This window comes from Pseudomonas sp. 1D4 (genome assembly GCF_001728925.1).
Lineage (GTDB): Bacteria > Pseudomonadota > Gammaproteobacteria > Pseudomonadales > Pseudomonadaceae > Metapseudomonas > Metapseudomonas otitidis.
Window position 1 is genome coordinate 1 of record NZ_LXJQ01000085.1, and the last position, 11,935, is coordinate 11,935.

11 protein-coding genes are annotated in these 11,935 nt (G+C 70.4%); 7 read left to right on the forward strand and 4 right to left on the reverse strand.

Annotated elements, in window-relative coordinates; all coding sequences use genetic code 11:
* The 7 genes from A7D27_RS28555 to A7D27_RS25960 all read left to right on the forward strand — a co-directional run.
* On the forward strand, positions 1 to 204 hold a 204-nt coding region (locus tag A7D27_RS28555), incomplete at its 5' end, for a hypothetical protein (protein ID WP_218188497.1).
* A gap of 38 nt (positions 205 to 242) precedes the next feature.
* Entirely contained in the window at positions 243 to 1,187 is a 945-nt protein-coding gene (pcaQ, locus tag A7D27_RS25935; RefSeq protein ID WP_069566573.1) for a pca operon transcription factor PcaQ, read from the forward strand.
* 130 nt (positions 1,188 to 1,317) lie between these two features.
* Positions 1,318 to 2,040, forward strand: coding sequence for a protocatechuate 3,4-dioxygenase subunit beta (gene pcaH, locus A7D27_RS25940; protein WP_044399542.1), 723 nt, complete (start codon positions 1,318 to 1,320; stop codon positions 2,038 to 2,040).
* Positions 2,041 to 2,052: 12 nt separating this feature from the next.
* Positions 2,053 to 2,658: a protocatechuate 3,4-dioxygenase subunit alpha gene (gene pcaG / locus A7D27_RS25945; RefSeq protein WP_069566566.1), complete on the forward strand. Its 606-nt coding sequence runs from the start codon at positions 2,053 to 2,055 to the stop codon at positions 2,656 to 2,658.
* A gap of 13 nt (positions 2,659 to 2,671) precedes the next feature.
* Entirely contained in the window at positions 2,672 to 3,739 is a 1,068-nt protein-coding gene (gene zapE, locus A7D27_RS25950; RefSeq protein ID WP_371914838.1) for a cell division protein ZapE, read from the forward strand.
* A gap of 336 nt (positions 3,740 to 4,075) precedes the next feature.
* Positions 4,076 to 4,918 (forward strand): IclR family transcriptional regulator C-terminal domain-containing protein, encoded by an 843-nt coding sequence (locus tag A7D27_RS25955; protein WP_069562733.1) that lies wholly within the window; start codon positions 4,076 to 4,078, stop codon positions 4,916 to 4,918.
* Positions 4,919 to 5,139: 221 nt separating this feature from the next.
* The gene (locus A7D27_RS25960; RefSeq protein ID WP_069566568.1) at positions 5,140 to 6,489 is read left to right on the forward strand and encodes an MFS transporter; all 1,350 of its coding nucleotides are present in this window, start codon (positions 5,140 to 5,142) and stop codon (positions 6,487 to 6,489) included.
* 7 nt (positions 6,490 to 6,496) lie between these two features.
* On the opposite strand, the gene A7D27_RS25965 is transcribed toward A7D27_RS25960, so the two are convergent.
* The 4 genes from A7D27_RS25965 to A7D27_RS25980 form a co-directional block, all read right to left on the reverse strand.
* Positions 6,497 to 7,897, reverse strand: a complete 1,401-nt coding sequence (locus A7D27_RS25965; RefSeq protein ID WP_069566569.1) for an efflux transporter outer membrane subunit — start codon at positions 7,895 to 7,897, stop codon at positions 6,497 to 6,499.
* Positions 7,894 to 9,858 carry a MacB family efflux pump subunit gene (locus tag A7D27_RS25970; RefSeq protein ID WP_069566570.1) on the reverse strand — a complete coding sequence of 655 codons (1,965 nt, stop codon included), beginning with the start codon at positions 9,856 to 9,858 and terminating at the stop codon, positions 7,894 to 7,896. The genes A7D27_RS25965 and A7D27_RS25970 overlap by 4 nt, the downstream gene beginning before the upstream one ends.
* On the reverse strand, positions 9,855 to 10,985 hold the full coding sequence (locus A7D27_RS25975) for an efflux RND transporter periplasmic adaptor subunit (RefSeq protein ID WP_069566571.1): 1,131 nt from the start codon (positions 10,983 to 10,985) through the stop codon (positions 9,855 to 9,857). The genes A7D27_RS25970 and A7D27_RS25975 overlap by 4 nt, the downstream gene beginning before the upstream one ends.
* Positions 10,986 to 11,105: 120 nt before the next feature.
* Positions 11,106 to 11,935, reverse strand: an 830-nt coding sequence (locus A7D27_RS25980; RefSeq protein ID WP_139134195.1) for a FecR family protein, incomplete at its 5' end; no start/stop codon positions are given.

Here is an 11,935-nt window from a genome sequence, read left to right on the forward strand (position 1 = left end):
GTCTGCAATAACAGGCGGAAAGCAAGCAAAGTGGTCGTCACCTTTGCGAGCACCTGTAGGAAGCTCCTCTGCCACAGTCACAGAGTGACTGTGGCACGGCGGTTCAACCGCCTCATGGCGGTGCTGTTGTTCCTGTCGGTGTGCCTGGGGCTGGAGGCTGACTGGCGTGGCCATAACCAATTGGTTGGCCTGAGACCCATCTGACGCTAGGCTTGCGCGCATTGCCCTGCCTGGACCTGCCCGTGAACATCGACACCCGCATCAAGTTCCGTCACCTGGTGTGCTTCCTCGAAGTGGCACGCCAGGGCACCCTGGCGCGCGCGGCGGACAAGCTGGCGGTCAGCCAGCCGGCCATCTCCAAGACCCTGCGCGAGTTGGAGGACCTGCTGGGCGCCAGCCTGTTCGTGCGGGGTCATGGCGGGGTGACCCTGAGCGAGGCGGGGGTGGCCTTCATGCGCTACGCCGGACCCTGTGTGCAGGCGCTGCGGGACGGGGTGAACAGCCTGCGCAGCGGCGAGCACGAGTCGGCCACGTTACGCCTGGGGGTGCTGTCCACCGTGGAGAGCCTGCTGGTGCCTGAAGCGGTGCGCCGCCTGCATGCGCGCCACCCGTCCCTGGTAGCCAGCGTGGTCACCGGCCCCAGCGCCTGGCTGCTGTCGCAGTTGCACCTGGGCGAGCTGGACCTGGTGGTGGGGCGGATGACCGACAGCCCGCAGATCCAGGGGCTGGTGTTCGAGCACCTGTACAGCGAGTCGATGACCCTGGTGGTGCGCCCCGGCCACCCGCTGCTGGCGGCGCCCGTGATGCGCGACGCTCTGCAGGGCTTCCCGCTGGTGCTGCCGCTGGCCGGGACCACCATCCGCAAGTACGCCGATGCCTTCTTCGTGCAGTGCGGCGTGGCGCAGCCGAGCCAGCGCCTGGAGACCCTGTCGGTGGCCCTGAGCCGGCGCTACGTGCAGAGCGGTGAGGCGATCTGGATCGCTCCCTACGACGCGGTGCAACTGGACCTGCGTCGCGGTGAGCTGGTGGAGCTGGACCTGGGCATCCGCGAGCCCGGTGGCTCGGTGGGCATCTGCAGTAACGCCGCGCTGCCGCTGCCCCTGGCCGCCCACTGGTGCGTGGAGGTGCTGCGGGAGTTGGGGCAGGACTACCGGGACGGCAGCTATCCGGAATCGAGCGTCCCTTAGAGTGGTTGGCCATAACCAATTGGTTATGTCTGGCGGGCGTCTTTTCAGTTCACGGGCTGGGCTCCAGCGGCGAGACTGCCACCCGCCCGCTGCCTGGCAGCCTCCACAACTCGAACAACAGGAGACCGACATGGCCGATCTTCCCTCGGAAAGCCGTTTTGTCATCCGCGACCGTAATTGGCACCCCAAGGCCCTGACCCCCGACTACAAGACCTCCGTGCCGCGCTCGCCGCGCCAGGCGCTGGTGAGCATCCCGCAATCGCTGTCGGAGACCACCGGCCCGGACTTCTCCCACCTGAAGATGGGCGAGCACGACAACGACCTGCTGCTGAACTTCAACCACGGCGGCCTGCCCATCGGTGAGCGCATCGTCGTCTCCGGCCGGGTCATGGACCAGTACGGCAAGCCGATCCCCCACACCCTGGTGGAGATGTGGCAGGCCAACGCTGGCGGCCGCTACCGCCACAAGAACGACCGCTACCTGGCGCCCCTGGACCCCAACTTCGGCGGCGTCGGCCGTGCCCTGACCGACAGCGAGGGCCGCTACATCTTCCGCACCGTCAAGCCGGGCCCGTACCCCTGGCGCAACGGCCCGAACGACTGGCGACCCGCGCACATCCACTTCTCCATCAGCGGCCCGTCCATCTCCACCCGGCTGATCACCCAGCTGTATTTCGAAGGCGACCCGCTCATCCCGCTGTGCCCCATCGTCAAGAGCATCGCCAACCCCGATGCCGTGCAGACGCTGATCGCCAAGCTGGACATGGGCAACGCCAACCCCATGGACTGCCTGGCCTACCGCTTCGACATCGTGCTGCGCGGCCAGCGCAAGACCCACTTCGAGAACCGCTGAGGAGCCACCCGCATGCCCATCGAACTGCTGCCGGAAACCCCTTCCCAGACCGCCGGCCCCTACGTGCACATCGGCCTGGCCCTCGAAGCCGCCGGCAACCCGACCCGCGACCAGGAGATCTGGAACCGCATGGCCAAGCCCGGCGCGCCGGGTGAACACATCGTGCTGATCGGCCACGTCTACGACGGCAACGGCCACCTGGTGCGCGACTCCTTCCTGGAGTTCTGGCAGGCCAACCACGAGGGCGTGTACGACACCGCCTTCGACCTGGAGAAGCCGTTCAACAGCTTCGGCCGTACCGCCACCACCTTCGACGCCGGCGAGTGGACCCTGCACACCATCAAGCCCGGCGTGGTGAAGAACGCCGCCGGGGTGCCCATGTCGCCGCACATCAACGTCTCGCTGTTCGCCCGGGGCATCAACATCCACCTGCAGACCCGCCTGTACTTCGAGGACGAGGCCCAGGCCAACGCGGCCGATCCGGTGCTCAACCTCATCGAGCAGCCGCAACGCCGCGAGACGCTGGTGGCGCGCCGCTGCGAAGTGGAGGGGCGCCTGGCCTACCGCTTCGACATCCGCATCCAGGGTGAAGGGGAAACGGTGTTCTTTGACTTCTAGGGAACCGGCCCCCGTGGCCGATGCGCTGACCGAACCCATCGGCCAGCGCATCCAGCGGCACTTCGAGTCTGCGCTGGAGGCCCGTGGCTACCGGGCCGACCCCGCGCAACGCACCGCCATTGCCCGTCTCGGCCAATGGCTGGAGGCGTTTGTGGCGGGGCGCAGCGGCTGGCTGCGGCGCCTGCCGGCCGGGCTCTACCTCTGGGGCGGCGTGGGGCGCGGCAAGAGCTTCGTCATGGATGCCTTCTTCGACGCGGCCCCGGTGCCGGGCAAGCGGCGGGTGCACTTCCACGCCTTCCTGCAGGAGCTGCAGGGGCGCATCGCCGCCTTCGCCGGCCAGCCGGACCCGCTGGCCCTGGCCGCCCGCGCGCTGGCCCGGGAGGCGCCGCTGCTGTGCTTCGACGAGTTCCACGTCCATGACATCGGCGATGCCGTGCTGCTCGGGCGCCTGCTCAAGGTGCTGGTGGAGGAGGGCGTCGGCCTGGTGTGCACCTCCAACTACCACCCGGACGGTCTGTGCCCGAACCCGCTGTACCGGGAGCGCTTCAAGCCCGCCATCGCCCTGATCGAGAAACGCTTTGAGGTGATCCACCTGGACGGCGGCGAGGATTACCGCCAGCGTGGCGGCGAGCGGGAAGCCTGGGGCGAGTACGCCTGGCCGCAATCGGCCTTTCCCGAGGGCTGGCTCGCTGCCCGCCTGGGGCTGACGGAGGTGGGCGCCCAGGTGCTGACGGTCAACCACCGGCTGCTGCCGGTGCAGGCGGCGGGCGCCGATCGGGCCTGGATCGCCTTCGACAGGCTCTGCCGGGACCCGCGCTCCGGTGCTGACTTCCTCTGGCTGTGTCGGCAGTTCCGGCACCTCGCCATCAGCGAGGTGCCGTGCCTGGGCGAGGAGGCCATCGACGTCCAGCAACGCTTCGTCAACCTGGTGGACATCGCCTACGACGCCGGCACGCGCCTGCTGTTGGCCAGCGAGGCGGACCTCGACGCCCTGTGCCGGGGCAGGCCGCACATGGATTTCTCCCGCACCCGCAGCCGGCTCCGGCAACTGCGCTCGGTACAACCCGACTCCATGGACTGAACATGCTGCAGAGTCCCGCCATCGTCGCGCCGATCTTCATCCCCATCGGCATTGGCCTCCTGTCTGCCTGGGGGGCTTCGGCATCACCCGGGCAAACAGGTGCCAGCCCCGGACGCGCGGGTGGCGCGTCGGGGTGGTGGCGTCTGCGGGGGGGAAGTGGGCACCGCCTTGTGGGCGTGACCCGACCGAGAAACGGCGCGGCACCTGACCGGACCGCGTGCTCCCCGGCGGCGCAGAACCTACGGATGTCCGTACCAGGGCTCAATTGCGATTATCGAACTTCGGTTCGATAATCGGCCACCTGCTGCGACCGCGATTCCATACAGGACAACAACAATGACCGAAGAAACGCGTGCTCCCCTGACCCCCCTGGCGCCGCCTATCGTCGCCTCGCCGGCCAAGCGCATCGAGGCTTTCACCGGGGACCCCAACTTCATGACCTCCCTGGCGCGGGGCCTGGCGGTGATCCATGCCTTCCAGGAGCGCAAGCGCCACCTGACCATCGCCCAGATCAGCCACCGCACCGAGATTCCCCGTGCCGCCGTGCGCCGGTGCCTGCACACGCTGATGAAGCTGGGCTACGTCACCACCGATGGGCGTACCTACTCGCTGCTGCCCAAGGTGCTGACCCTGGGCCATGCCTACCTGTCTTCGACACCCTTGGCGGTGACGGCCCAGCCGATCCTCGACCGCCTCAGCGAGCAACTGCATGAGGCTTGCTCCATGGCCACCCTGGAGGGCGACGAGATTCTCTACATCGCCCGTTCCGCCACGCCCCAGCGGCTCATCTCGGTGGACCTCAGCGTCGGCAGCCGCCTGCCGGCCTACTGCACCTCCATGGGGCGCATCCTGCTGGCCGCCCTCGACGACGCGGCCCTGGAGGACTACCTGGAGCACGCCGACCTGCAGGTGAAGACCAGCCGCACCGTCTGCACCCCCGACGGCCTGCGCGCGAGCATCGACGAGATCCGCCGCCAGGGCTGGGTGATCATCGATCAGGAGCTGGAAATGGGCCTGCGCTCCGTCGCCGTGCCGCTGAAGGACTCCGCCGGCCAGGTGCTGGCTGCGCTGAACGTGGGCACCCACGCCGGCCGCGTGTCCCGCCAGGAGCTGGAGAACCGCCTGCTGCCGGTGCTGCTGGAAGCCAGCAAGGAACTCAGTACCCGTCTGTTCCACTGAGGGGATGCGTGCACAGCCAAGGCGGCTGCGTCCGCCTGGCTGAACCTGTTCGTCTATCGAACGCTTTGCCGATTATCGAATTGAATGCCCCGGGCACTCTCCGTAACGTCTGCCCAGCCCGCGGCCAACGCCCGGGCGAATAACAACAACGAGAGTCCGAGCCTGCCCGGGCCGTGCCATCGCATGAGCGCGGGGTGCCAGGCTCCAGCAGGAATCCTTGCATGACCAGCCAAGCCCACGTCCCCGTTGCGGGCATCCTCGATGTCCAGCGCTTCATCAATGCCCAGCCGTTGTCCGCCTACCAGTGGCGCGTCGTCCTGCTGTGCTTCCTCATCGTCTTCCTCGACGGCCTCGACACCGCCGCCATGGGCTTCATCGCCCCGGCCCTGACCCAGGAGTGGGGCATCGACCGTGCCAGCCTGGGCCCGGTGATGAGTGCCGCGCTGATCGGCATGGTCTTCGGCGCCCTCGGCTCCGGCCCTTTGGCCGACCGCTTCGGGCGCAAGCTGGTGCTGGTGGGTGCGGTGTTCCTGTTCGGGCTGTTCAGCCTGTTCTCTGCCTTCAGCGCCAACGTCGAGCAATTGCTGGTGCTGCGCTTCCTAACCGGCCTGGGGCTGGGGGCGGCGATGCCCAACGCCACCACGCTGCTCTCCGAGTACACCCCCGAGCGCCTCAAGTCGCTGCTGGTGACCAGCATGTTCTGCGGCTTCAACCTGGGCATGGCGGGCGGCGGCTTCGTTTCCGCCAAGCTGATTCCGGCCTTCGGCTGGCACAGCCTGTTGCTGATCGGTGGCCTGCTGCCGCTGCTGCTGACCGTGGTGCTGCTGCTGTGGCTGCCCGAGTCGGCACGCTACCTGGTGGTGCGCCACAAGGGCGATGAGCGCGTTCGCCGCGTGCTGGCGCCCATCGCCCCGAGCGAAGTGGCCGTGGCCACCGGCTTCAGCGTGCCGGAGCAGCAGACGGTGCAGAGCCGCAACGTGTTCCGGGTGATCTTCTCCGGCACCTACAGCGCCGGCACCCTGCTGCTGTGGCTGACCTATTTCATGGGGCTGGTGATCGTCTACCTGCTCACCAGTTGGCTGCCGACCCTACTGCGCGACAGTGGCGCGAGCCTGGAGCAGGCCGCCTCCATCGGCGCGCTGTTCCAGTTGGGCGGCGTGCTCAGTGCGGTGGGTGTGGGCTGGGCGATGGACCGCTTTGACCCGCACCGGGTGATCGGCGTGTTCTACCTGCTGGCCGGGGTCTTCGCCTGGCTCGTCGGCCAGAGCCTGGGGCAGATGACCCTGCTGGCCACCCTGGTGCTGGTGGCGGGCATGTGCATCAACGGCGCGCAATCGGCCATGCCGTCCCTCGCGGCACGCTTCTACCCGACCCAGGGCCGCGCCACCGGTGTGTCCTGGATGCTCGGCATCGGCCGCTTCGGCGCCATCCTCGGTGCCTGGATCGGCGCCACCCTGCTGGGCCTGGGCTGGAACTTCGAACAGGTGCTCACCGCCCTGGTACTGCCGGCCGCCCTGGCCACCGCCGCGGTGCTGGTGAAGGGACTGGTCAGCCACGCCGACGCCACCTGATCCCGCCTCAGCCCTCGGGCGGCTGCCAGCCGCCGCCGAGTGCCTTGTACAGGCTGACACTGGCCTGCAGTTGCGCGAGGCGCACCTGCACGGCGGCATCTTCGGCCTGGAACAGGCTGCGCTGGGTCTCCAGCACCGTCAGCCAGGTTTCCGCTCCCGCCCGGTAACGGCGTTCGGCCAGTTCGAACGCCTGCCGGGCGCGCTCGCGTTCTTCGGCTTGCCAGCGTTGCTGGTGGGCGCTGCCCTCCAGGGCCAGCAGGGCACGTTCGACGTCGGCGAAGGCATTGACGATGGCGCCCCGGTAGGTGGCCAGCAGCTCCGCCTGGCGCGCCTGGCGTTGCTGGTGCACGGCGTCCAGGCGGCCGGCGTTGAAGATCGGCGCGCTGAGGGCCACGCCCAGGTTGGTGTAGGGGTTGCGCAGCAGGTCGGGGAACTGGTCGGCGCCACTGCCCAGGGCGGCGGTGAGGCTGAGGCTCGGCAGCAGGGCGGCGCGGGCCACGGTGATATCAGCCTCGGCGGCGGCCAGGCGGGCTTCGGCGGCGGCGATGTCCGGACGCCGGGCCAGCAGCGCGCTGGGCAGGCCGGGGTCGAGGGCCGGGTTGGCGAGGCGCTCGAAGCCCTGGTCGCTGACCTGCAACTGCTGCACGGGCTGGCCGAGCAGGGCGGCAAGGGCGACCCGGGCCTCCTGCCGCTGTTGCCGGAGGCGCGCGTGCTCGCGCTCGCGGGCGGCCAGCAGGCCCTGCTGCTGGGCCAGCTCCACGGCGCCGGCAGCGCCGGCGGCCTGCCGGGTCTGCACCAGCGCCAGGACCTGGCGGGCGTTGTCGCGGTTGTGCCGGGCGATCCGCTGTTGCTCCGCCAGGGCCTGGAGGCTGAGGTAGGCGCTGGCCACGGCGCTTTCCAGGGTCAGCTCCAGGGCGGCCTGGTCGAAACGGCTGGCGGCGTAGCCCTGTTCGGCGCTGGCCAGGGCGGCGGCCTTGCCGCCCCACAGGTCGAGTTCGTAGCTGGCGTTCAGCAGGCCGCTGAAGCTGTGGTAGCGCGGCTGCTCGCGGCTGGCATCCAGCTGGCTGAAACCCGGGCCGCGCAGCAGGCGTTGCTGGTTGGCGCTGAGGTCTGCCTTGAGCTCGGGCAACAGCGGTGCGCGGGCCTGGGTGACGGCGGCCCGGGCCTGGCGCAGGCGGGCGCGGCCGGCGGCCAGGTCGTGGCTGCCGGCACGGGCCGTCTGGACCAGGCGTTCCAGGGCCGGGTCGTTGAAGTGACGCCACCAGTCGCGGACGCTGACGGCCGCATCCGGGACGGCTGCCTGCCACCGGGGCGGCGGGGTGAGGGCGTCGGGTTCGACCGGTGCCTGGCGGGTGCAGGCGGCCAGGGTCAGGCACAGCAGGGCGAGGAGGGGCTTGGCGTCGGTCATGGTTGGGTGAGTGCGGTTACCGGGTCGAGGCGCGCGGCCTTGCGGGCCGGCATGTAGCCGAACAGGACGCCGGTGGCCAGAGCGCAGCCGAAGGCGCCGAGGGCGGCGAGCAGGGAGAAGCCCAGGGCCACGTCGGTGAGCAGCAGCAGGCCGCCCACCAGGCCGGCCAGCAGCAGGCCGAGCCCGCCGCCGGTGACGGAGAGCAGCGAGGCCTCGGTGAGGAACTGGCGGAGGATGTCGCGCTGGCGGGCGCCGGTGGCGATGCGGATGCCGATCTCGCGGGTGCGTTCGCGCACGGTCATGAGCATCACGTTCATCACGCCGATGCCACCCACCAGCAGGGAGATGGCGGCGATGGCGCCGAGCATCAGCGAGAGGCTGTTGCGGGTGTTGGCCTCGGCCTGGATCAGGGCGGCGTTGTTGGTCAGCTCGAAGTCCCGCACGCCTCGGTGCAGGCGCAGCAGCAGGCGGTCCAGCGCCGCTTCGGTGGCCTGCACCCGGCTGGCGTCGGCAGCGGCCACCACGACGAACGCCGGGTCGGGCTTGCCGAACAGGCGGATGCTGGCGGCGGAGTAGGGCACCACCACCTGGTTGTCGGCGTCTTCGTCGCCGGAGCTGGCGCCCTTGGCCACCAGGGTGCCGATGACACGGAACGGCACCTGGCCGATGAGCAGGTCACGGCCCACCGGGTCGAGGCCGGGGAACAGGGTGTCGCGCACCTTCTGCCCGATCACTGCGACCGGCGCCGCTTCGGCTTCTTCCCGGGCGTCGAAATAGCGTCCGCTGGCCACCGGCCAGTTGAGGATCTCGGGGAAGTCCACGCCGTTGCCGCGCACGTAGGGGGTGATGTCGCGGTTGCCGTAGCGCACCAGCAGCTCGCCGCCGATCACCGGCATGATCCGCCGCACCTGGGGCAGGGCGGACAGCGCGGCGATGTCGTCGAGGGTGATGACCCCCTCCGGCAGCCGAGGCGCTGGGGGGTAGCCGGAGAGGTAGATGATGTTGGAGCCGAAGGCGCCCATCTGTGCCATGACCTGGCGCTTGCTGCCCTCGCCGATGGCCAGCATCACCACCACCGAGGCGACGCCGATGACGATGCCGAGCAGGGTCAGCGCGGTGCGGAAGCGGTTGACGCCCATCATCCGCCAGGCGGCGCGCAGGGCATCGAGCAGCTCGCCGGCCCAGGCGCCGGCCGGTGCGAGGCCGGGCTGCTCCAGGCGTTCGCGCAGTTGGCTGGCGGGCCGTGCCCGGGGGCTGATGGCGGGGTCGGTGCCGCTGTCGCTGATGATCTGCCCGTCGCGCACTTCGATCACCCGACGGGCCCGTGCCGCCACCTGGCGGTCGTGGGTGATGAGCAGCAGGGTGTGGCCTTCGGCGGACAGGGCGTCGAGCAGGTGCATGACGTCTTCGCCGCTCTGGCTGTCCAGTGCGCCGGTGGGTTCGTCGGCGAGGATCACGTGGCCGCCGTTCATCAGCGCACGGGCGATCGAGACCCGCTGCTGCTGGCCCCCGGAGAGCTGGTGCGGGCGGTTGTCGCTGCGGCTGCCCAGGCCCAGGCGCTGCAGCAGGTCACGGGCGCGGGCGGCGCGTTGCGGGGCGGGGGTGCCGGCGTAGAGGGCGGGCACTTCGACGTTCTCGCGGGCAGAGGCGGCGGGGATCAGGTGGTAGCCCTGGAAGACGAAGCCGAAGGCTTCGCGGCGCAGCCAGGCCAGGGCGTCGGCATCGAGCTGCGCCACGTCGCGCCCGGCGAAGCGGTAGTGCCCGGCGCTGGGGCGGTCCAGGCAGCCGAGGATGTTCATCAGGGTGGATTTGCCGGAGCCGGAGGCGCCGACGATGGCGACGTATTCGCCGGCCTGGATGCGCAGGGAGACGCCGCGCAGCACCTCCACTTCGGGGGCACCGTTGCCGCCGTAGCGCTTGCGGACGTCCTGCAGTTCCAGCAGGGGCGCTTCGCCGTTCATCCTTCGTGGGCCTCGTCGCCTACCAGCAGCCGTTCGCCTTCGGCCAGGCCGGCGAGCACCTGGACGCGCATGCGGTCCCGCAGGCCGATGCGCAGTTGGCGCTCCTCGACGGCGCCGCGCTCGTTCACCACCCGCACCCGGTCGCCGTCGCGCAGGGCCGCCAGGGGGATGGTGAGGGCGTTGCGGGCGTGGCCTTCGACGAACTGCACCTGGGCGGTCATGTCGGTCATCAGGGCGCCGTCAGGGTTGTCCACGTCCAGCAGCACGGTGTAGAGCACCACGCGGCCGCCACCGGCGGTGGGGCTGCCGCCGCCCTGGCTGAGCTGCTCCAGGGGCCGTGGTGGCAGCGGCAGGATCTGCCGCACCTTCGCGTCCCAGCGCCGTCCGCCGCCGCCCAGGGTGCTGAACCAGGCGGGCATGCCGGCCTGGATGCGGCCGATGTCGGCTTCGGACACCTGGGCCCAGAGAGTCATGGGCGAGAGCTGGGCGATGCGCAGGATGAGCGGGGTCTGCTGCTGGGCGTTGAGGGTCTGGCCGACCCGTGCGTCCAGGGCCACCACGGTGCCGGAGAGGGGCGCGTAGATGCGCGTGTAACCCAGCTCGGCCTCGTCGCTGCGCAGGGTGGCGCGGGCCTGGTCGATCTGGGCGCGGATCATGTCGATGCGGGCGCGGGTGGCGCGGACCTGGGCCTGGGCCACCTGCAGGTCTTCTTCACGGCCGGCGCCGCCGGCGAGCAGGGTGCGCTGTCGGGTGTGCTGCTGGTTGGCCAGGTCGTGCTGGGCGCGCTGTTCGGCGAGCTGGGCTTCGAGGGTCTGGATGGAGTAGCGCCCGGCATCCACCTTGGCCTGCTGGGTGGACGGGTCGATTTCCACCAGCAGGTCGCCCTGGCGCACGCTGTCGCCGGGCTCCACATGGAGCTTGAGAATCTGCCCGGAGGCCTGGGCGCCAACATCGACGTAGTGCCGGGGCTGCAGGGTGCCGAGGGCGCTGACGCTGCTCTCCAGGTCCGCCAGAGTGACGGCGACGCTGTCCGGGTGGGCCGACCGTGGGGCCTGGGTCCAGGCCACCAGGGCCAGCAGGGGGAGGGCGAGCAGGGGCACGGCGAGCAGTTGTCGAGGTGTGGGCATGCGGGGCTTCCGGGCTGGCTGACGACCCGCGACCGCCGTTGCGACGACCACGGAGGGCTGCCTGGGAAACGGATGGAGGCTCGGGTGATTTAGTCCGGAGGGGTGGCCAGGGGCGCGGGCTCAGCGGGCGTGGATCACCACGCGGCCGTCGCCCCGGGTGGCCAGGCGGATCGGCAGCACCTTGGGCAGGGCCTTGACCAGGTTGCCGATGTCCTGGGTGCTGTAGATGCCGCCGATGCGCTGCTCGCCAACGCTGGCGTCGCCGAGCACCAGGGGGTGGTCGAGGTAGCGGTTGATCAGCGGCAGGGCGTCGGCCAGGGGCAGGTCGTCGAGCACCAGCTTGCCATTGCGCCAGGCTAGCGCCTTGCTCGTGTCCGCTGCGCCGACGTGGGGCTGCAGGTCGCCGGGGCGGAAGGCGGCCTGCATGCCGGGGGAGAGGTTGCTGTCGTTGCCGTGGCGGGCGCTGCGCACCTTGACCGAGCCTTCGGTGACGGTGACCACGACGTTGTCCCGGTAGGTCCAGACGTTGAAGCGGGTGCCGGTGACGGTGATCGAGCCTTCCCCGGCATTCACCACGAAGGGGTGCTGCGGGTCGCGGCTGACGTGGAAGTAGGCTTCGCCACGGGACAGCTCCACCCGGCGCTGGTCGATGAAGCTGGCGTAGCTCAGGCGGCTGCCGAGGTTCAGCTCCACTTCGCTGCCGTCGCCCAGGGTGAAGCGCTGGATGCTGGTGTCGGCGCTGTAGCGGTGGTAACTGTCCGGCACCCAGCCGGCCAGCCAGCCGCTGTAGGCCGCCAGGGGCAGGCCGACCACCGCCAATGCCAGGGCGCGGGCGTGGCGGGCCAGGAAGCCGCGCCGCCGCACGGGGGGGGCCGGGCGTTGCTGCGGGGGGGGGGCGAGGCGGGGGGGCGTCGGGCGGGCCGCGCTGCCGCTGGGGACGGTGCTGGGGG